Genomic DNA, 19,741 nt, shown 5'->3' on the forward strand with positions numbered 1-19,741 from the left:
GGACAAACCGGCGCGAGCCCTCGGACACCCGGGGAGAATCCGGACACCCCCTGCGATCCGGCCACCCCCCTCACGAACGAGCCACGGAACCCCCCGTTCCTGTCCCCTTATGAGGGATCGTTTCACCCGTACGGATTAAAAGGACTGAAGGGACAAGAAGTGCTCGTCGCGGGCCGCCTACGGTCGCACGGGTGATGAGCAGCAGCCCGGAAACCTCGACCCGCACGACCGGCGCACACCGGGCGCACCGGGAGGCGCGCGACCGCGCCGCGGGGCGCACGCTCGCGCAGCGTCCGCCCGCGCGCTACGAGCCGTACCTGGACGGACTGTTCACCTACTGTCTGTCCGTCCTGTGCGACCACGACGCCGCCACCGCCGCCCTCGGGGACGCCCTCGCGCTCGCCGAGCGGCGCGGCCAGCGCGTCCCGGACGCCGCGGGGGAGCGCAGGGCCTGGCTGTACGCGCTGGCCCGCTGGGCGTGCCTGCGCAAGCTGGCCGAGGCCAAGCAGAAACGTCAGAGCACCCACGCGGCGGGGCGCACCGCCACCCGTGCGCAGTCCGGCGCCCGCCGGCAGTCCGCCGCCCGGACACCCGCACAGCCCGGCGACCGGACCGGCCCGCAGACGGGCCCGCAGTCGACCACCCGGGCCGGCGCACAGACGGGCCCGCACTCCGGCGACCGGACCGGCGCGCAAGCGAGCCCGCGCTCCGGCGCGCAGCCCGGGGAGCACCCCTCCGCCCCCGACGACGTCCAGGAGGAGCGGCGGCGCGAACTCGCCCTGCTCGCCTGGCCGGAGGCGGCCGGCACCACGCCCGAGCAGCGTGAGGCACTCGAACTCGCCGTACGCCACCACCTCGCCGCCCACGAGGTCGCCGCCGTGCTCGGCATGGACCAGGCCGCCGCCCGCGAGCTGCTCGCCTCGGCCGCCTGCGAGGTCGAGCGCACCCGCGCTGCCCTCGCCGTCGTGGAGACCGGCGGCTGCCCCGGTGTGGCCCGCCTCACCGGCGACCACCAGCTGGTCCTCAGCGCCACCCTGCGCCGCGAGCTCGTCCGGCACGTCGACGACTGCCCCCGCTGCCGCCGGACCGCCGAGCGCGCCGTCCCCGGCCGCTGGCCCGGGGCCGGGGTCACCCCCGCCGAGCTGCCCGTCCTGGAAGCGCCCCGCCCCGCCCTGCGCGCCGCCATGACCCATCTGCCCCGGGCGCGGGGCGCCGCCGTCCCCCGCTTCGACCGGCGGGGCTTCCCGATGGACCCCAAGGACCGCGCGGCCCGCCGCGACCGCCTGCGCGCGCGTGCCGTCACGACCACCGTCGTCGCCACCGTCGTGGCGGCCCCGGTGCTCGCCCTGTGGGCCGCCTACCGGGGCACCCCCACCACCGAGGGCGCCGACGGCCGCGCCGCCAGCGCCAGTGAGGCGCACGATCCCGCAGCCCTGGGCGGGGAGGGGGCGAACGGCTACGAGAACGCGGGCAACGCCAGCACCAGACCCGGCACCGGCTTCGGCAAGGGCCCCAGACCGGACGTCTCCGTGGAGGTCGTCAGCGTCTCGGGGCTCGGCACGAAAAGCGCCGGCCGCCTGACCGTGACCGCCGCCACCAGCGGCGACACCACCCTCGTCACCCTCACCGCGGGCAGGGACGCCGAAGGCCCCGTCCGCTGGTCCGCCTCCGCCGGTGTCTCCTGGCTCTACCTGAGCCGCTCCGCCGGCACCCTGCGGCCCGGCGAGTCGGTGACGGTCAAGGTGTACGTCGACGCCCTGCGCGAGCCGTCCGGACACTGGCACGCGCGCGTGACGGTCGCCCCGGCGGGCACCGTGATCTCCATCGAGGGCTACGGCACGGCACCCGCCCCGGCTCCCGGCACCGGCGACAACTCCGGTCCCGGCACCGGCCCCGGCAGCCCCACGGACCCGCCCCCGTCGTCCTCCGGCCCGGACCCGGATCCCCCCGTACCGCCCTCCCCGGACCCCACCCCGGCCGACCCGCCGCCCCCGGCCGACCCGCAGCCCACGCCCAGCGGCTCCCCGTCCACCCCGGAGGACCCGGCACCGCCCCCGGCCGACGGCGGCGGCGAGAACCCGCCCACGACCTAGCGCCATGGCAGGCGACGTGCGCCCCGCCGCGACGCCCGGCACGCCGCGAGCGGGCACCGCTCCTTCACGGGCGGACGTCCTCGGCCACCGCACCGGACCCGCGGCCCGCTCAGTCGATTGGATCCGCCGGATGCGGTGCCAGCAACGGGAGCTGCGAGGCCAGACGTGCCTCGCACAGCTCGACGAGACGGTCGTAGCCGGCCTTGCCCATCAGCTCGGTCAGCTCCGCCCGGTACGACACGTACACGGGCTCGCCCGCGCCGTGGGCCGAGGTCGCCGACGTGCACCACCAGTGCAGGTCGTGGCCGCCCGGGCCCCAGCCGCGGCGGTCGTACTCGCCGATCGACACCTGCAGGACGCGGGTGTCGTCGGGCCGGTCGATCCAGTCGTACGTCCGGCGCACCGGCAGCTGCCAGCAGACGTCCGGCTTGGTCTCCAGCGGCTCGCGGCCCTCCTTGAGGGCCAGGATGTGCAGCGAGCAGCCCGTGCCGCCGGCGAAGCCGGGACGGTTCTGGAAGATGCAGGAGCCCTGGTAGGGGCGGGTCTGGCGGTCGCCGTCCTCGTCCTCCGAGACCCAGCCGCCCCGCAGTCCCTCGTCGTGGTGCTGCCAGATGTCGGGGGTGAGACGCGCCACGTGCTCGGCGACCCGCTTCTCGTCGTCCTCGTCGGAGAAGTGGGCACCGAGCGTGCAGCACCCGTCGTCCGCGCGGCCCGCGCGGATGCCCTGGCAGCCGCTGCCGAAGATGCAGTTCCAGCGAGAGGTCAGCCATGTCAGATCGCACCGGAAGACCTGCTCGTCGTCCGCAGGATCCGGGAACTCCACCCACGCGCGCGCGAAGTCGAGGCCCTTCTCGTCTTCCTTCAGGGCCTTCTTCGACTGCGTGGACGCCGTCACCGGCTTCGCCCGCGAAGAACCGCCGGTGGATTTGTCGGTCTTCGCCTTTTTCGTCTTTGGCACCCGTCCAGGGTAAGTCGGCGGAGCCCGCTTCGGGGACGGCCCATGGCCTGGCTGGCAGTAGCGTTCCCTACATGAGACTCGGTGTCCTCGACGTGGGATCGAACACGGTGCATCTGCTGGTGGTGGATGCACACCCCGGCGCGCGCCCGCTGCCCGCGCACTCGCACAAGGCCGAACTGCGCCTCGCCCAACTCCTCGACCCGGCCGGGGCGATCGGCCCCGAGGGTGTCGACAAACTGATCGCGGTCGTCCACGACGCGCTCCAGGCCGCCGAGGACAAGGGCGTCGAGGACCTGCTGCCGTTCGCGACCTCCGCCGTGCGCGAGGCCACCAACGCCGACGACGTCCTCGCGCGCGTGCAGGCCGAGACCGGCGTCGAGCTCCAGGTCCTCACCGGCGCCGAGGAGGCCCGGCTCACCTTCCTCGCGGCCCGCCGCTGGTTCGGCTGGTCGGCCGGCAAGCTGCTGGTCCTGGACATCGGCGGCGGCTCCCTGGAGATCGCCTACGGCATCGACGAGGAGCCCGACGCGGCCGCGTCGCTGCCGCTGGGCGCCGGCCGCCTCACCGCGGGCTGGCTGCCCGGCGACCCGCCCGACCCCGAGGACATAAGGTCCCTGCGCCGGCACGTCCGCGCGCAGATCGCCCGGACGGTCGGCGAGTTCAGCCGCTTCGGCGCCCCCGACCACGTCGTCGCCACCTCGAAGACGTTCAAGCAGCTGGCCCGCATAGCCGGCGCCGCCCGCTCCACCGAGGGCCTCTACGTCCAGCGCGAACTCAAGCGCGAGTCCCTGGAGGCCTGGGTGCCCCGCCTGGCCGGCATGACCACCGCCCAGCGCGCGGAACTGCCGGGCGTCTCGGAGGGCCGCGCCAACCAGCTCGTCGCGGGCGCGCTGGTGGCGGAGGGGGCGATGGACCTGTTCGGCGTCGAGAGCCTGGAGATCTGCCCGTGGGCGCTGAGGGAAGGCGTGATCCTGCGGCGCCTCGATCACATGGTCACGGTCTAGCCGGCGAGGGCGCGCGGAAACCGCACGAAGGACCCCAAGGCCCCGCACCCGTCTATGGCGAACACCACAACGACGATCAGGGGCCCGGCATTCAGGCAACCGCACCCCGTAACCTGTCCCCCATGGCAGAGCCAGTCGTACGGATCCCGGATGCGAAGGTCGCCCTGTCGACGGCGTCCGTGTACCCCGAGTCGACGGCGACGGCCTTCGAGATCGCCGCGCGCCTCGGCTACGACGGCGTCGAGGTCATGGTCTGGAACGACCCCGTCAGCCAGGACATCGAAGCGCTGCGCAGACTCAGCGACTACCACCGCATCCCGATCCTGGCCGTGCACGCCCCCTGCCTGCTCATCACCCAGCGGGTGTGGTCCACCGACCCCTGGGTGAAGCTGCAGCGGGCGCGCGCCGCGGCCGAGAAGCTCGGCGCGACCACCGTCGTCGTCCACCCGCCCTTCCGCTGGCAGCGCCAGTACGCGCGGGACTTCGTCCAGGGGATCTGGCGGATGGCGAACGAGACGGACGTACGGTTCGCCGTCGAGAACATGTACCCGTGGCGCTACCGCGACCGCGAGATGCTCGCGTACGCCCCCGACTGGGACGTCACGAAGGACGACTACCGGCACTTCACGATCGACCTCAGCCACGCCGCCACCGCCCGCACCGACACGCTGGACATGGTCGACCGCATGGGGGCCCGCCTCGGCCACGTCCACCTCGCCGACGGAAACGGTTCGGCCAAGGACGAGCACCTGGTCCCCGGCCGCGGCGCCCAGCCCTGCGCCGAACTGCTGGAGCGGCTCGCGCTGAGCGGCTTCGACGGGCATGTCGTCATCGAGGTCAACACCCGGCGTGCCATGTCCGGCGCCGAGCGTGAGGCCGACCTGGCGGAGGCCCTCGCCTTCACCCGGCTCCACCTGGCCTCGGCCACGAAGGTGCCCCGCCGGTGACCGACCCCGACGGGACCTCAGGACGCCGCGGCCGCCCCCCTCGTACGGAACCGGCCGACACCGGCGAGACCGCCCGTCGGCGCGGCCGTCCGCCCCGTACCGCCTCGGCCGGGACCCGCGACCGCATCCTGGCCGCCGCGCGAGAGGAGTTCTCCGAGCGGGGCTACGACAAGACGTCCGTGCGGGGCATCGCCAAGGCGGCCGGCGTCGACCCGGCGCTCGTCCACCACTACTTCGGCACCAAGGAGCAGGTCTTCGAGGCGGCCATCGAGGTCGCCTTCGCCCCCGCGCTGAGCGCGCCGGACGCGATCGCCGAGGGCCCGCTGGAGGGCGTGGGGGAGCGGATGGCCCGGTTCGTCTTCGGCATCTGGGAGAACCCCGCCACCCGTACGCCCCTGCTCGCCATCGTGCGGTCGGCCGTGAACAACGACACGGCGGCCGCCGTCTTCCGCCGTCTGATCGCCTCCCAGCTGCTGCGCCGGATCGCCGCCCGGGTCGACCTGCCGGACGCCGAGCTGCGCGCCGAGCTGGCGGCGGCGCAGCTGGTCGGGTGCGCGATGCTGCGGTACGTGATCAAGGTGGAGCCGCTGGCGTCGGCGGACGTCGAGCAGATCATCGCGCGGGTGGCACCGGTCGTCCAGGGACACCTCACGACCCCCTGAGGCCGAGACACGCATCCCGTATTCCGGACACCTCGTCCCGCCCCCTGGATGACCGGCGTACGCTCATTAACAGCCCTATCTGTCTGAAGGAGCGAGCGACGATGCCCGAGCTGAGGTCCCGCACAGTCACCCACGGCCGCAACATGGCGGGCGCCCGCGCCCTTATGCGCGCCTCCGGTGTACCCGGTGCGGACATCGGCCGGAAGCCGATCATCGCGGTCGCCAACAGCTTCACCGAGTTCGTCCCCGGCCACACGCATCTGCAGCCGGTGGGCCGGATCGTCAGCGAGGCGATCCGCGAGGCGGGCGGCATCCCGCGCGAGTTCAACACGATCGCCGTCGACGACGGCATCGCGATGGGCCACGGCGGCATGCTGTACAGCCTCCCCTCCCGCGACCTGATCGCGGACTCGGTCGAGTACATGGCCGAGGCGCACTGCGCCGACGCCCTGGTCTGCATCTCCAACTGCGACAAGATCACCCCGGGCATGCTCATGGCGGCCCTGCGCCTGAACATCCCGGCGGTCTTCGTCTCCGGCGGTCCGATGGAGTCCGGCCGCGCCACGCTCGTCGACGGCACGGTCCGCACGCTCGACCTGGTCGACGCGATCTCCGACGCCGTCAACGACAAGATCTCGGACGAGGACATCCTCCGCATCGAGGAGAACGCCTGTCCGACCTGCGGCTCCTGTTCCGGCATGTTCACCGCCAACTCGATGAACTGCCTGACCGAGGCCATCGGCCTCTCCCTCCCCGGCAACGGCTCGGTCCTGGCCACCCACACCGCGCGCAAGCAGCTCTACGTCGACGCCGCCCGCACGGTCATGGACATCACCCGCCGCTACTACGAGCAGGACGACGAGACGGTCCTGCCGCGCAACATCGCCACCTTCGCCGCGTTCGAGAACGCGATGGCGCTGGACATCGCGATGGGCGGCTCCACGAACACGATCCTGCACCTGCTGGCTGCCGCCCAGGAGGCGGGCGTCCCCTTCGGCCTGGAGCAGATCGACGCCGTCTCCCGCCGCGTCCCCTGCCTGGCGAAGGTCGCGCCGAACGTCGCCAAGAACCGCACGTACTACATGGAGGACGTGCACCGCGCCGGCGGCATCCCCGCCCTCCTCGGCGAGCTGCACCGCGCGGGCCTGCTGAACGAGGACGTGCACGCCGTCCACAGCCCGTCCCTGGCGGACTGGCTGAAGACCTGGGACGTCCGCGGCGGCTCCCCGTCGGCGCAGGCCGTGGAGCTCTGGCACGCGGCGCCCGGCTGCGTCCGCTCCGCCGAGGCCTTCTCCCAGTCCGAGCGCTGGGAGGCGCTGGACGAGGACGCCGAGGGCGGCTGCATCCGCTCCGCCGAGCACGCCTACTCCAAGGACGGCGGCCTCGCGGTCCTGCGCGGCAACCTCGCCGTCGACGGCTGCGTCGTCAAGACGGCCGGCGTCGACGAGTCGATCTGGACCTTCGAGGGCCCCGCGGTCGTCTGCGAGTCGCAGGAGGAGGCCGTCGAGAAGATCCTCAACAAGCAGATCACGCACGGCGACGTCGTCGTCATCCGCTACGAGGGCCCCAAGGGCGGCCCCGGCATGCAGGAGATGCTCTACCCGACGTCCTTCCTCAAGGGCCGCGGCCTCGGCAAGACCTGCGCGCTGATCACCGACGGCCGCTTCTCCGGCGGCACCTCCGGCCTGTCCATCGGGCACGCGTCGCCCGAGGCGGCCTCCGGCGGCACGATCGCCCTCGTCCGCGACGGCGACCGCATCCGCATCGACATCCCGAACCGCTCGATCGAGTTGCTCGTCGACGACGCGGAACTCGCGCGCCGCGAGCAGTCGTTGGACGGGGTGTACGCCCCGTCGAACCGCGACCGCAAGGTCTCCGCCGCGCTGCGCGCCTACGCCGCGATGGCGACGAGCGCCGACAAGGGCGCGGTGCGGGACGTGTCCAAGCTGGGCTGATCCACACCCTGCCGGGCCGGTCCACAGCCCCGCCCGGCTGATCCACACCCTGTGCACAAAGGGGCCGCCTCCCTCGGAGGCGGCCCCTTCGCGTGCCATCGGCGCGCCGCGCGCACTACCAGCCGGACGGATCCCGCCCGTCCACGGCGAAGACGGTGCCGTCGGGAGCCGCCGCGTAGACCCGGCCGTCGACCGGGACGGGCCGCGGCAGCGTGCTCGCCACCCGGTCCGAGTGCGTGCCGAGGCGCGGCTTCGTCTGGCCGAGGAGCCGGCCGGTGCGGGCGTCCACGGCGAGCAGCCGCCCGTCCGCCGCGCTCACGTACACATGCCCGTCGGCGTACACCGGATCCGAGCCCCGGGACACGGCCGTCTCCAGGCTCCACAGCCGCTTCCCGGCCGCCGTGTCGATCGCCTCCAGCGCCCCGCCGGTGGACATCAGGTAGACGACGTCACCGTGCGCACCGGCCGCGGGTGCCTGCCGGGCCACGGGCAGCGCCACGCGGCGCTCCGACCGGGAGGCGGGGTCGTAGCGCACCACGGCGCCGGTGTCCCCGGACTCACGGTCGGTGGGGAGGAAGAACACCGCCCCCGCGTGGCTGCCCACCGCCTGCAGCGTGCCCTGCAGCAGCGCGCGCCACCGCACCTTCCCCGTGTCCGGGTCCACCGCGGTCACCCGGGTCGTCCCCGAGTCCGTGGCGGTCGTCGTGTAGGCCAGCGGGTCGCCCGCGAAGGACACGAAGTACGGCACCCCCTGGCCGGCGAACCCATGGCTCCACTTCGTCCGGCCCGACGCCCCGTCCACGGCCGTGACGGTCCCGTCGGCCGCGCTGAACAGCAGAGTGCCGCCCGCCGTGCGCACCCCGGTGTGCGCGGGCATGTCCCGCCGCCAGCCCACCTCGCCCGTGTCCGGGTCGAGCGCCTCCAGCTTCCGGTCCTGGTCGGACGGCGGCTGCACGAGCTCCCCGGCCAGCACCGGCGGCCCGCCCGGCAGCGCGTCGGGGACGGAGTGCTTCCACGCGAGGCCGCCGTCGGCCGGGTCGAGTGCGAAGACCACCCCGGACTGGGCGCACAGCAGCTTCCCGGCCCCGTACGAGCACTGCGGCACGGTCTGCGCCCCGGACACCGAACCGGCCTCCCACGCGTCGAACGCGGCCGTCGTGGTCCGGGGCCGCGCCTCCCCCGGCGAAGGCGTGGCGCCGAACAACTGCGCCGCCGCGAGCGTTCCGCCGACGGCGAGGGCAAGCGTCGCGGCCACCAGGGCCACCCGCCTGCCGCGCGTCTTCCCACGGGACGGCGCGGGCCGCTCGGGCCCCTCGGCCGGACCGGGCGCACCGGCCGGTTCCTGCCCGGGGACGGGCTTCTCGACCGGCCTGCCCGCCCCGTCGGCCGCCCCTTCGGCCGGCCCGGCGGGACAGGCGGACCCCCGGCCGTCGGCGGCCTCCGTCCGCTGCTCCGGTATGAACGCCTGCGTGTCGTACGAGGCGGCCACCGACCGCAGTTCCCGCATCAGCTCGTCCGGCGTCGGCCGGTCCTCGGGCTCCTTGGCCAGACAGCGCACCACCAGCGGCGCGAGGTTCGCCGGTACGCCCGTCAGGTCCGGCTCGTCGTGTACGACCTGGTAGGCGACGACGTAGGGGCTGTCGGAGTCGAACGGCCCGCGCCCCGTCGCCGCGTGCACCATGACCGAGCCCAGCGCGAAGATGTCGGCGGCCGGCCCGACCTCCCGCGGCCGCCGGAACTGCTCCGGCGCCATGAACGGCGGCGTCCCGATCAACTTGCCCGTCTCGGTACGCAGTTCGCTGTCCTTCGGCCGGGAGATGCCGAAGTCGATGACCTTCGGCCCGTCCTCCGCGAGCAGCACGTTGCTCGGCTTCAGATCCCGGTGCACGACCCCCACCCGGTGGATGTCGCGCAGCGCCTCCGCGAGTCCGGCCATCAGCCGCCGCAACTCGCCCGAGCTCAGCGGCCCGTTCCGCTTCACCTGCTCGGAAAGCGTCGAGCCGGGAATGAACAGCGTGGCCATCCACGGGCGTTCGGCCTCCGGGTCGGCGTCCACGACGGGCGCGGTGAACGCCCCGCTCACTCTCCGCGCGGCCGCCACCTCCTGCCGGAAACGGCCCCTGAACTCGGGATCCCGGGCGAACTGGGCGTGTACGACCTTCACCGCGACCTTCATCCCGGACGTGCTCCGGGCAAGGTGGACCACACCCATGCCACCCGAGCCGAGCCGTGACTCCAGCCGGTAGTGACCGGCGTACTCCGGAAGTTCCGCTTCCGCGCCCGCCCCGGTGTTGCGCTGTGGCGCCATGGACCACCCCCGTGCTGTTCTCCGCGCGCGCGACGCACGGAGCCTAGTCGATGACTTCTACGGGACAGAGGCGGCTTGCTAGCCTCCGCGTACGAATAACGCGCATGTGTTTCATGTCGTGTTCGAGGGGAATGAACGTGACCCCATGGCAGTCATGGGGTCCGACGGGGGAGGTTCTGCATGTCTGTTGAGCACGTGGAAGAGGCCGGCGGCGGCGACGCGGCGGCGGCCGTCACCTACTACTCGATCGCCCCGGGCGTCCGGCTGAACGTCCGCAGCGGCCCGGGCACGGGCTACGGCATCGTCCGCGTCCTGCCCGAGGGGTCCAGGGTCGCGATCTACTGCCAGACGCCGGGCACGACGATCACCGGCCCGTACGGGACGTCGAACATCTGGGACAACATCGGCAGCGGCGAGTTCGTCTCCGACAGCTACGTCCACACCGGCAGCGACGGCTACGTCGCCTCGCGCTGCGCCTGACCGCGGGGTGACCCACCCGGGAGCCCGCCGGACGCCGGCGCCATAATCGTCCCGTGAGCGACGAAAACGGCACCCCGGACATCCCGGCGGGCTCCCGGGACACGCCGGGCGCCCGCGACACACAGGGCACCCCCACCGGCCCCCGCCCCGAGCCCCTGCGCTTCTTCGGCACCACCTGGGTGGACCACGACGGCCGCTATACCGCCCGCCGCGTCGCGGTGGCCGCCGGCGCGCTCGCCGCCACCGCCGCCTCCTGTCTGGTCCTGCGCTTCGCCTACCAGGGACTGGCGATCGCCGACATCGGCAGCTTCGTGACCCTGCTGGTCGTCGTCATGTTCACGATCTGCAGCGCGCTCGCCTTCCGTCACACCTGGGACGGCTTCGCCAAGCGCCCCGACCCCGACCGCCAGGCGTCCCTGCGCGGTCTCCTGGCCATCGGCTTCGTCGGCTCCCTCCTCGCCTACTTCTTCCGCGCCCTCACCGAGGCCCCCGGCGAGAAGCTCCACCGCGAGGAGTACGAGGCGGCACTGAAGCAGCACGAGAAGCGCACCTCCCGCCGCACGGGCAACCCCTCCAGGAAGCGCCGCCGCAGCTGAACCCCACCCCGGCCCTTCGCACCACCGCGCGCAAGCCCGCCCCGCCTGACCGGCTCCTCGCGCCGCACACGGAGCGGCTGCCTCTGCCTGGCCGACTGCTTGCGCCGCACACGGAGCGGCTGCCTCTGCCTGGCCGGCTGCTTGCGCCGTACGCGGGTGGGTGTTCCTGCTCGGTCGGCACGTCGGCCGCGCGCAAGGCTGCTCCCGTCTGACCGGCTCCTCGCGCCGCACACGGAGCGGCTGCCTCTGCCCGGCCGGTTTTGCGCCGCACGCGGGTGGATGCTCCTGCTCGGTCGGCACGTCGGCCGCGCGCAAGGCTGCTCCCGTCTGACCGGCTGCTCGCGCCGTGTCGCGGAACGAAGCCCCGCCCTGCCGGCCCCTCGCCGCACGACGGAACAACGGCTTACCGCTCGCCCCCGCCCCCCGCCACCATGGTCGTATGACGGCCCCACCTGAACCCCGTATCCAGGCTCGAGCCCACTCCTTCAACGCCGCCGCGGCCCTGTACGCCGCCAACCGCCCTTCCTACCCGCCCGCGCTCCTCGACGCGGTCGAGACGCTCGCCGGCCGTCCCCTCGCGGGCGCCCGCGTCGCGGACATCGGCGCCGGCACCGGCATGGCCACCGCCCTCCTGCACGCCCGCGGCGCCCGCGTCGTCGCCGTCGAGCCCGGGGACGGCATGGCGGCGCAGTTCCGCCGCTCCCTCCCAGGCGTCCCGCTCGTGCGCGGCGACGGCAACCACCTCCCCCTCGCCACCGCCTCCCTCGACCTCCTCACCTACGCCCAGTCCTGGCACTGGACCGACCCGGCCCGCTCGGTCCCGGAGGCCCTGCGCGTCCTGCGGCCGGGCGGCGCGCTGGCGCTGTGGTGGAACACCGGCGCCGTGGACGTGCCGTGGATCGGCGCCCAGGCGGACCGCTTGGAGCGCCACTTCGGTGTCGACCGGGTCGTGGAGAAGAACGGCGACGGCAGACGCTCCGCCCTCGCCGACCCGACCGGCAGGCTCCGCTTCGCCCACCGGACGGTCCGCTGGAGCCGCCGCGTCCCCCTCGACGTGCACCTGGCCAACCTCGGCAGCCACTCGGTCCTCCTGGTACACGGCGAGGAGAGCACGGCGGCCTTCCTCGCCGAGGAACGCCGTCTCCTCCTCGCCGCCTTCCCGGACGGCACCGTGGAGGAGACCTACGACGTCGAACTGCTCCTGGCCGCGGCCCCCCGGCGGCCCCAGCCCTAGGACACCGGGCTGCCGGCCGCCACCTCCCCCTGTCGCCCCGCCCGCCGCTCCCGCGCGGCGGCCCATCCCTCCAGGGCCGCCGCGCAGGCGTGGTCCACATGCCGCAGTCCGCCCAGTTCCAGCCGCACCTCCCGGTCGGCCGGCAGCGCGTCCAACGCGTCCAGCAGCTTGGGCAGCCGCAGGAACGTCGCGTGGCCCAGCACCCTCACGACGATCCCGGCGTCCCCGCGGTCCTCGGTCTCCACATGCACATGGCTGATCTCCCACGCCGTCTTCGCGACGGCCAGCCCCAGCCCGACCAGCACGCCCTCGAACAGGTTGCCCACGACGATCGCCACCGCCGTCACGCCGAGCACGACGACCTCCCCCCGATGCCCGGACCACAGCGTGCGCACCTCGCGCACCGGCACGAGCCTGCACCCGGCGTGCACCAGCAGCCCGGCCAGCGCCGCGACCGGGATGACCCCCAGCACCCCCGGCACGACGGCCGTGAACAGCAGCAGCCACACCCCGTGCAGCACCCGCGACGCCTTGGTCCGCGCCCCGGCCCGCACTCCCCCGGAGGGGGCACCCCCAGCCGCGCTCCGCACGACGACCGCCGTCATCGGCAGCGCGCCCAGCACCCCGCACACGGCGTTGCCCGCGCCCTGCGCCATCAGCTCCCGGTTGTAGTCCGTCCTCCTCCCGTCATGAAGCCGGTCCACCGCGGCCGCGCTGAACAGCGCCTCCGCCGACGCGATCAGCGCGAACGCCACGACGGTCCCGACCACCCCCACTTCCGTGAGCCGCCCGAGATCCGCGGTCTCCGGCACGCGCACGGCGTCCCACAGCCCCTGCACCCGGACCCGCCGCACCTCCAGGTCGAACCCCCAGGTCACCGCCGACGCCAGCGCCACCGCCACCAACGGCGCCGGAACCAGCCGCGCCCCGCGCCGCCACCGCCCCCACAGCAGCAGTACGACCATGCTGGCACCCCCCACTGACAACGCCACCCAGTCCACCCGCCCGGGCAGCGACACCAGCCCGGCGAGCTTCCCGAGGCCGCCCGGCGGAGCGGCCGCGTCTCCGAGGGCGTACACCTGCCCGGCGACCAGCACCAGCCCGATCCCGGCGAGCATCCCCTGCACGACGGCCACGGACACGGCCCGGAACCACCTCCCGAGCCTGAGCGCCCCCAGCCCGAGCTGCACCAGCCCGGCCGCGAGGACGATCACCCCGAGCGCCTGAACGCCGTACTCCCGCACGGCCTCGTAAACGAGCACGGTCAGTCCCGCCGAGGGCCCGCTCACCTGCAGGCTGCTGCCGGGCAGCGCCCCGGCGACCAGGCCACCGACGATTCCGGTGACGAGCCCCAGCTCGGCGGGCACGCCCGAGGCCAGGGCGACGCCCACGCACAGGGGCAGCGCGACGAGGAAGACGACGAGGGAAGCGAACAGATCGGCCCTGCCGACCCCACGGACAGCACGGACAGCACGGACACCACGGCGCAACACGGGAGCACCTCCGGTAGGGAACGGGAGATGCGTGGGCGCGCCGCACCGGGGGAGGGCGCGGCGACTGACCCGCGCGGCGACGGCCCGAGCCATGCCGCGCATGAATTCCATTGTCAGTAAAAACGACGGAGTCCGGAGAGCGTTCTTGTGCACGATCCGTGAACGGGGAGGCGTACTGGGCGGAACCTCCGCTTCCAATCCCACCGCCGCGCGCCTGCGCCACCCGCCGAGCCCCTTGACGACTCCCTCACCCGCGGGCAATTATTCATCACATGATGAATTCCTTGAACGAGCCACCCGGCCCGCCCAGCCCGCCCGGCTCGCCCCCCGCCGTCACCGCCCGCGACCTCACCGTCGTCCGCGGCTCCCGCACGGTCCTGCGCTCCCTCGGCTTCACCGTCCCGCGCGGCCAGATCACCGGCCTGCTCGGCCCCTCCGGATGCGGCAAGTCCACCCTGATGCGCGCCGTCGTCGGCACCCAGGCCAAGGTCACCGGCACCCTCGACGTCCTCGGCCAGCCGGCCGGCCACGCCTCCCTGCGCACCCGCATCGGATACGTCACCCAGGCCCCCTCGGTCTACGACGACCTGACGATCCGCCAGAACCTCGACTACTTCGCGGCGATCCTCGACCCCGGCCGCGCCGCGGCCGCCCGCCGCCACGAGAACGTCACCCGGGCCATCGCCGACGTCGACCTCACCACCCACGCCGACGCGCTCGCCGGAAACCTCTCCGGCGGCCAGCGCAGCCGCGTCTCCCTCGCCGTCGCCCTCCTGGGCACCCCCGAACTCCTGGTCCTCGACGAACCGACGGTCGGCCTGGACCCCGTCCTGCGCCGCGACCTGTGGAACCTCTTCCACCACCTCGCCGAGACCCGGGGCGCCACCCTCCTGATCTCCTCCCACGTCATGGACGAGGCCGAGCGCTGCCACCGCCTGCTCCTGATGCGCGAAGGCGAGATCCTCGCCGACGGCACCCCCGAGTCGCTGCGCACCCGCACCGGCGCGGCCACGGTCGAAGCGGCCTTCCTGCACCTGGTCGACGAGGCGGCCGAAACCGCCCGCCAGAAGGAGACGACCCGATGACCACCACCCCCGCGCCCGCCCCCACCAAGGGCCTGAACGCCTCCCGCACCACCGCCACCGCCGCCCGGGTCCTGCGCCAGCTCCGCCACGACCCGCGCACGATCGCGCTGATGCTCCTCATCCCGTGCCTGATGCTGTTCCTGCTGCGCTACGTCTTCGACGGCAGCCCGCGCACCTTCGACGGCATCGGCGCCTCGCTCCTCGGGATCTTCCCGCTGATCACCATGTTCCTGGTGACCTCCATCGCCACCCTGCGCGAACGCACCTCCGGCACCCTCGAACGCCTCCTCGCCATGCCCCTCGGCAAGGGCGACCTGATCGCCGGCTACGCCCTCGCCTTCGGCACCCTCGCGATCATCCAGTCGGCCCTGGCCACCGGCCTGGCGGTCTGGTTCCTCGACCTGGACGTCATCGGCAGCCCCTGGCTGCTGCTTCTGGTGGCCCTCCTCGACGCGCTGCTGGGCACGGCCCTCGGACTCTTCGTCTCCGCCTTCGCCGCCTCGGAATTCCAGGCGGTCCAGTTCATGCCGGCGGTGATCTTCCCCCAGCTCCTCCTCTGCGGCCTCTTCGCCCCCCGCGACACCATGCACCCCGCCCTGGAGGCCCTCTCCGACGCCCTCCCCATGTCCTACGCGGTCGACGGCATGAACGAGGTCCTCACCCACACGGACATGACGGCCACCTTCGTACGGGACGTCCTGATCGTCGGCGGCTGCGCGGTGCTGGTCCTGGGCCTGGGCGCGGCGACCCTGCGACGCCGGACGACCTGACCGGCCCAGCCCCGTCCGGTCCGTGGGGCGGCGGGGGCGAGGAACCCGACGTCCGCCCACCGGACAAGCGACCCGCACGTCCCCGCACCGGTGCGAGGATGAACGTGGACGACGCAACCCACGGAGGGCCCCGCACCATGACCCAGAAAGTCGCAGTCCTCGGCACCGGCAAGATCGGCGAAGCCCTGCTCAGCGGAATGATCCGAGGCGGCTGGCCCCCGGCCGACCTCCTCGTCACCGCCCGCCGCCCCGAACGCGCCGAGGAACTCCGCACCCGCTACGGCGTCACCCCCGTCACCAACGCGGAAGCCGCCAAGACCGCGGACACCCTCATCCTCACGGTCAAGCCGCAGGACATGGGCACCCTCCTCGACGAACTCGCCGGCCAGGTCCCCGCCGACCGCCTGGTCATCAGCGGAGCCGCCGGCATCCCGACCTCCTTCTTCGAGGAGCGCCTCGCCCCCGGCACCCCCGTCGTCCGCGTCATGACGAACACCCCCGCCCTCGTCGACGAGGCCATGTCCGTCATCTCCGCCGGCAGCCACGCCACCGCCGAGCACCTCGCCCACGCCGAGGAGATCTTCGGCTCCGTCGGCAAGACCCTGCGCGTCCCCGAGTCCCAGCAGGACGCCTGCACCGCGCTCTCCGGCTCGGGACCGGCCTACTTCTTCTACCTGGTCGAGGCCATGACCGACGCGGGCATCCTCCTCGGCCTGCCCCGCGACAAGGCCCACGACCTCATCGTCCAGTCCGCGATCGGCGCCGCGACGATGCTCCGCGACAGCGGCGAACACCCCGTCAAGCTCCGCGAGAACGTCACCTCGCCCGCCGGCACCACCATCAACGCCATCCGCGAACTGGAGAACCACGGCGTACGGGCCGCCCTCATCGCCGCCCTGGAGGCCGCCCGCGACCGCAGCCGCGAGCTGGCCTCCGGCACCAAGGACTGACCCCGCCGGGGGAGCGAGCGGGGCGGCGGGGCGATCACTCGCCGGCCGCCCCCACGATCTCCTTCGTGGTCACCACCCGCGCGAACCCGCCCCCGTGCAGGGAGACCGCCGACGCCTGCGCGAGCTCCTCCGCGCTCCGCCGCCAGCCGAACGGCCCCTCCAGATCGAACGTGTACGTCGCGTCGTACGCGAACAGCACGTCGTACCCGAGATTGCCGCCCATCCGCGCCGTCGTCTCGGCACACATGTTCGTCTGGATCCCGGCCACCACGATCTGCGAGATCCCCTGCGCCGTCAGCCAGGCCCCCAGATCCGGCGTCCCGAGGAAGGCCGAGTTCACCGTCTTCGTGAGCAACAGCTCCGGCCCGGCACCCTTCCCCCGACGCTCCGCCACGTACTCCTTGAACTCGTTCCCCGCATACCCCGGCCGCAACGGCGACCGCGGGCTCGTCGAGTCATGCCGTACGAACACCACCGGCCGCCCCGACGACTGCCACACGTCGATGAGCGCCGCGATGTTCTCATCTGCCCCCGGGTTGTTCCTGGCCCCCCAGAAGCCGGCCTCCTCGAAGCCCTTCTGCACGTCCACGACCACCAGCGCTGCGTTCTCTGCGATGTCCATGCCCCAGATCGTGCCGCCGGGACCACCCACACCCCCAGAGGTACAGAAGCCAGCGATCGATGGTTTACTGCCAACCGTGGCCCCCGCGTACCGTGTCGCCCTCGTCGCCTTCCCCGGCATCCGGGCCTTCGACGTCTCCGTCATCACCGAGGTCTGGGGCACCGACCGCACCGACCGCGCCGCCCCCGCCTTCGAGCTGCGGCGCGTCGCCACCGACACCACCCCCGTCCCCCTGCGCGGCGGACTGTCCCTCCACCCCGACCGCACCCTCGCCTGGCTCTCCCGCGCCGACCTGATCCTCGTCCCCGGACTCGACGACCACCTCACTCCCGCACCGGCCCCCGTCCTCGACGCGCTCCGCCGCGCCCACGCCCGCGGCACCCCCCTCGCCGCCCTCTGCGGCGGAGCCTTCACCCTCGCCCAGGCCGGCCTCCTCGACGGCCGCCGAGCGATCACCCACTGGAACCTCATCGGACTTCTGCGCGCCCACCACCCGCACGTCGACGTCGTCCCCGACGCCCTCTTCGTCGAGGACGACAACATCTGGACCGCCGCCGGAACCGCGGCCGGCATCGACCTCTGCCTCCACCTGGTCCGCCGCTCCCACGGCGCCGAGGCAGCCGCCACCATCGCCCGCTCGATGGTGACCGCCCCCTTCCGCACCGGCAGCCAGGCACAGTTCATCGAGCAGCCCACCGCGCCCGCGGACCGCGACGCCGACACGCTCGCCGCCGTACGCGAACACGCCCTGCGCCACCTCCACGAACCGCTCACCGTCGCCGGCCTCGCGGCTCACGCGGGTATGTCCCCGCGCAGCTTCGCCCGCCACTTCACGGCCGCCACCGGCACCACCCCGCTCCGCTGGCTCCTGGACCAGCGCGTCGCCGCAGCCCAGAAACTCCTCGAACGCACCGACCTCCCCATGCCCGAGGTCGCCCGCCGCGCCGGCTTCGGCAGCGAGGTCACGATGCGCCAGCACTTCGCATCGCGCCTCGCCACCAGCCCACGCGCCTACCGAGCCGCGTTCAGCACCCCGCCCGCGACGGACTCCGCCACCGCCACCGGCGGCAGCAACCCGATCGCGCGATAGGCGGCGTCCACCACCGGACGCGCCATCTCCCTCGCCCGGCCCGCCCCGTCCCGCAGCACCCCCTCCACATACGCGGGATCCGCGCACAGCTCCCTGTGCCTGGCCTGCACCGGCCTGAGCACTTCGACCACAGCCTCCGCCGTGGCCTTCTTCAAAGCGCCGTACGACGCATGCCCGGCGGCCAGCTCCGCCGGGTCCCCACCCGTGCAGGCGGCAAGGATCTCCAGCAGATTCGCCACCCCCGGCCGCTCCTCGCGGTCGTACACGACCTCGCGCCCGCTGTCCGTGACGGCCCGCATGATCTTCTTCCGCACCACGTCCGGCTCGTCGAGCAGATAGACGATCCCCGGACCGGAGTCATCGCTCTTGCCCATCTTCGACCTCGGCTGCTGCAGATTCATCACCCGCGCCGCCACCGCCGCAACCGTCGCCCTGGGGACGACGAACGTGTGCCCGTACCGCTGGTTGAACCGCACCGCCAGATCCCGGGTGAGCTCGACGTGCTGTGCCTGGTCGTCCCCGACCGGCACCTCGTCGGTCCCGTAGGCCAGGATGTCCGCCGCCATCAGCACCGGATACGTCAGCAGCGACAGCCGCACACTCCCCCCGCGCTCCCGCTCCCGCGCGGCCTTCTCCCTGTACTGGATCATCCGGCGCATCTCGCCGTCGGTGGCCACGCACTCCAGCACATAGGACAACCGCGCGTGTTCGTCGACATGACTCTGTACGAACAGGGTGCACAGCCGTGGATCCAGTCCCGCGGCCAGCAGGAGCGTCGCCGCCTGCCGGCTCAGCCGCCGCACCCGCGCCGGGTCGTGGTCCACGGTCAGCGCGTGCAGATCGACGACACAGAACAACGCGTCCGAGCGGTGCTGGTCGAGCTCGGCCCACTGCCGCATGGCTCCCAGGTAGTTCCCCAACGTCAGGTGCCCGGTCGGCTTGACCCCGCTGAAGACCCGCGTCATCTCCACTCCTTCTCCGGTCGGGGCCGCCGTCCCGGCGGGCCGACCCTCGGGAGTCCCGGAGGGAGATACGAGAACGGCCGCCGAGGCGGCGGCCGTTGAACGCATACGTGAGTTCGGCCGCCGTCAGGCGGCCCACCACAGCTGGGTGCACGTACGCGTAGTCATGTCGCCCAGAGTACGCCTCCGGGGCGCACCGGGGGGCGGGTTGACACACCCCCGCCCGATACGTAGTGTTCTCCGGGTTGTCCGACGTGAGCGCCGACCCCGGTCGGTCCCCGGACAGCCATTTCGCACGTACCAACCACTCCTCGGCGAGCAGTCGACCCGTCTGCCGTCGTGTCATTGGCATGCGTATTCGCGAAAGAGGAATCCACGTTCGAAAGGACGCGGCGCCCGATTGGCTTCGGGAGCCGGGAATCCGCTAAAGTCTCACTCGTCGGAACGGCCCGAGGGCCGGGAAGGCAACCCCCTCTGACGGGGAATCAGACACCGAAAGGATCTGATAGAGTCGGAAACGCCGGAAAGGGAA

17 protein-coding genes are annotated in these 19,741 nt (G+C 73.2%); 12 read left to right on the forward strand and 5 right to left on the reverse strand.

What is annotated here, in order from left to right:
- Positions 1-194: 194 nt before the first annotated feature.
- On the forward strand, positions 195-2,093 hold the full coding sequence (locus ACFY30_RS17860; RefSeq protein WP_390846103.1) for a hypothetical protein: 1,899 nt from the start codon (positions 195-197) through the stop codon (positions 2,091-2,093).
- Positions 2,094-2,202: 109 nt separating this feature from the next.
- Here the strand turns inward: ACFY30_RS17860 and ACFY30_RS17865 are convergent, their stop codons facing one another.
- Positions 2,203-3,051 carry a hypothetical protein gene (locus ACFY30_RS17865; RefSeq protein WP_390846104.1) on the reverse strand — a complete coding sequence of 283 codons (849 nt, stop codon included), beginning with the start codon at positions 3,049-3,051 and terminating at the stop codon, positions 2,203-2,205.
- 71 nt (positions 3,052-3,122) lie between these two features.
- Here ACFY30_RS17865 and ACFY30_RS17870 point away from each other — a divergent pair, with 71 nt between their 5' ends.
- From ACFY30_RS17870 to ilvD, 4 genes are all read left to right on the forward strand, one after another.
- Positions 3,123-4,055, forward strand: a complete 933-nt coding sequence (locus tag ACFY30_RS17870; protein WP_390846105.1) for a Ppx/GppA family phosphatase — start codon at positions 3,123-3,125, stop codon at positions 4,053-4,055.
- 122 nt (positions 4,056-4,177) lie between these two features.
- Entirely contained in the window at positions 4,178-5,002 is an 825-nt protein-coding gene (locus tag ACFY30_RS17875; RefSeq protein WP_390659466.1) for a sugar phosphate isomerase/epimerase family protein, read from the forward strand.
- A complete protein-coding gene (locus tag ACFY30_RS17880; RefSeq protein ID WP_390846106.1) occupies positions 4,999-5,664 on the forward strand; it encodes a TetR family transcriptional regulator in 666 nt (221 codons plus the stop codon). The genes ACFY30_RS17875 and ACFY30_RS17880 overlap by 4 nt, the downstream gene beginning before the upstream one ends.
- 101 nt (positions 5,665-5,765) lie before the next feature.
- Complete coding sequence (ilvD, locus tag ACFY30_RS17885; RefSeq protein ID WP_390846107.1) at positions 5,766-7,619, forward strand: dihydroxy-acid dehydratase; 1,854 nt, start codon at positions 5,766-5,768, stop codon at positions 7,617-7,619.
- 115 nt (positions 7,620-7,734) lie between these two features.
- On the opposite strand, the gene ACFY30_RS17890 is transcribed toward ilvD, so the two are convergent.
- Entirely contained in the window at positions 7,735-9,927 is a 2,193-nt protein-coding gene (locus ACFY30_RS17890; protein WP_390846108.1) for a PQQ-binding-like beta-propeller repeat protein, read from the reverse strand.
- 180 nt (positions 9,928-10,107) lie between these two features.
- On the opposite strand from ACFY30_RS17890, the gene ACFY30_RS17895 reads away from it, so the two are divergent.
- The 3 genes from ACFY30_RS17895 to ACFY30_RS17905 all read left to right on the forward strand — a co-directional run bounded on the left by ACFY30_RS17895 (position 10,108) and on the right by ACFY30_RS17905 (position 12,237).
- Positions 10,108-10,407: an SH3 domain-containing protein gene (locus tag ACFY30_RS17895; RefSeq protein WP_390846109.1), complete on the forward strand. Its 300-nt coding sequence runs from the start codon at positions 10,108-10,110 to the stop codon at positions 10,405-10,407.
- A 53-nt stretch (positions 10,408-10,460) separates the two neighbouring features.
- On the forward strand, positions 10,461-11,003 hold the full coding sequence (locus ACFY30_RS17900; RefSeq protein ID WP_390846110.1) for an EamA/RhaT family transporter: 543 nt from the start codon (positions 10,461-10,463) through the stop codon (positions 11,001-11,003).
- A gap of 439 nt (positions 11,004-11,442) precedes the next feature.
- Positions 11,443-12,237, forward strand: a complete 795-nt coding sequence (locus ACFY30_RS17905) for a class I SAM-dependent methyltransferase (RefSeq protein WP_390846111.1) — start codon at positions 11,443-11,445, stop codon at positions 12,235-12,237.
- On the opposite strand, the gene ACFY30_RS17910 is transcribed toward ACFY30_RS17905, so the two are convergent.
- Positions 12,234-13,730: a SulP family inorganic anion transporter gene (locus tag ACFY30_RS17910; RefSeq protein WP_390846112.1), complete on the reverse strand. Its 1,497-nt coding sequence runs from the start codon at positions 13,728-13,730 to the stop codon at positions 12,234-12,236. The two genes, ACFY30_RS17905 and ACFY30_RS17910, sit on opposite strands and share 4 nt — an antisense overlap.
- Positions 13,731-14,002: 272 nt before the next feature.
- Between ACFY30_RS17910 and ACFY30_RS17915 the strand changes: the two genes are divergently transcribed.
- From ACFY30_RS17915 to proC, 3 genes are all read left to right on the forward strand, one after another.
- On the forward strand, positions 14,003-14,815 hold the full coding sequence (locus ACFY30_RS17915; protein WP_390846113.1) for an ABC transporter ATP-binding protein: 813 nt from the start codon (positions 14,003-14,005) through the stop codon (positions 14,813-14,815).
- A complete protein-coding gene (locus ACFY30_RS17920; protein WP_390846114.1) occupies positions 14,812-15,585 on the forward strand; it encodes an ABC transporter permease in 774 nt (257 codons plus the stop codon). The genes ACFY30_RS17915 and ACFY30_RS17920 overlap by 4 nt, the downstream gene beginning before the upstream one ends.
- Before the next feature lie 137 nt (positions 15,586-15,722).
- Positions 15,723-16,535 (forward strand): pyrroline-5-carboxylate reductase, encoded by an 813-nt coding sequence (proC, locus tag ACFY30_RS17925; RefSeq protein ID WP_390659475.1) that lies wholly within the window; start codon positions 15,723-15,725, stop codon positions 16,533-16,535.
- 34 nt (positions 16,536-16,569) lie between these two features.
- Here the strand turns inward: proC and ACFY30_RS17930 are convergent, their stop codons facing one another.
- Complete coding sequence (locus ACFY30_RS17930) at positions 16,570-17,157, reverse strand: cysteine hydrolase family protein (protein ID WP_390846115.1); 588 nt, start codon at positions 17,155-17,157, stop codon at positions 16,570-16,572.
- Between the two features lie 76 nt (positions 17,158-17,233).
- On the opposite strand from ACFY30_RS17930, the gene ACFY30_RS17935 reads away from it, so the two are divergent.
- Positions 17,234-18,247 carry a GlxA family transcriptional regulator gene (locus ACFY30_RS17935; RefSeq protein ID WP_390846116.1) on the forward strand — a complete coding sequence of 338 codons (1,014 nt, stop codon included), beginning with the start codon at positions 17,234-17,236 and terminating at the stop codon, positions 18,245-18,247.
- Here the strand turns inward: ACFY30_RS17935 and trpS are convergent.
- Positions 18,169-19,212, reverse strand: coding sequence for a tryptophan--tRNA ligase (gene trpS / locus ACFY30_RS17940; RefSeq protein WP_390846117.1), 1,044 nt, complete (start codon positions 19,210-19,212; stop codon positions 18,169-18,171). The two genes, ACFY30_RS17935 and trpS, sit on opposite strands and share 79 nt — an antisense overlap.
- Positions 19,213-19,741: the final 529 nt, after the last annotated feature.

Source organism: Streptomyces sp. NPDC000345, from assembly GCF_042898825.1.
GTDB lineage: Bacteria > Actinomycetota > Actinomycetes > Streptomycetales > Streptomycetaceae > Streptomyces.

What these genes read in the sequence shown, in the direction of transcription:
- ACFY30_RS17860 (WP_390846103.1), top strand. Translation starts at nt 195, where the DNA reads ATGAGCAGCAGCCCGGAAACCTCGACCCGCACGACCGGCGCACACCGG.
- ACFY30_RS17870 (WP_390846105.1), top strand. Translation starts at nt 3,123, where the DNA reads ATGAGACTCGGTGTCCTCGACGTGGGATCGAACACGGTGCATCTGCTG.
- ACFY30_RS17875 (WP_390659466.1), top strand. Translation starts at nt 4,178, where the DNA reads ATGGCAGAGCCAGTCGTACGGATCCCGGATGCGAAGGTCGCCCTGTCG.
- ilvD (WP_390846107.1), top strand. Translation starts at nt 5,766, where the DNA reads ATGCCCGAGCTGAGGTCCCGCACAGTCACCCACGGCCGCAACATGGCG.
- ACFY30_RS17890 (WP_390846108.1), bottom strand. Translation starts at nt 9,927, where the DNA reads ATGGCGCCACAGCGCAACACCGGGGCGGGCGCGGAAGCGGAACTTCCG.
- ACFY30_RS17895 (WP_390846109.1), top strand. Translation starts at nt 10,108, where the DNA reads ATGTCTGTTGAGCACGTGGAAGAGGCCGGCGGCGGCGACGCGGCGGCG.
- ACFY30_RS17905 (WP_390846111.1), top strand. Translation starts at nt 11,443, where the DNA reads ATGACGGCCCCACCTGAACCCCGTATCCAGGCTCGAGCCCACTCCTTC.
- ACFY30_RS17915 (WP_390846113.1), top strand. Translation starts at nt 14,003, where the DNA reads ATGATGAATTCCTTGAACGAGCCACCCGGCCCGCCCAGCCCGCCCGGC.
- ACFY30_RS17920 (WP_390846114.1), top strand. Translation starts at nt 14,812, where the DNA reads ATGACCACCACCCCCGCGCCCGCCCCCACCAAGGGCCTGAACGCCTCC.
- proC (WP_390659475.1), top strand. Translation starts at nt 15,723, where the DNA reads ATGACCCAGAAAGTCGCAGTCCTCGGCACCGGCAAGATCGGCGAAGCC.
- ACFY30_RS17930 (WP_390846115.1), bottom strand. Translation starts at nt 17,157, where the DNA reads ATGGACATCGCAGAGAACGCAGCGCTGGTGGTCGTGGACGTGCAGAAG.
- trpS (WP_390846117.1), bottom strand. Translation starts at nt 19,212, where the DNA reads ATGACGCGGGTCTTCAGCGGGGTCAAGCCGACCGGGCACCTGACGTTG.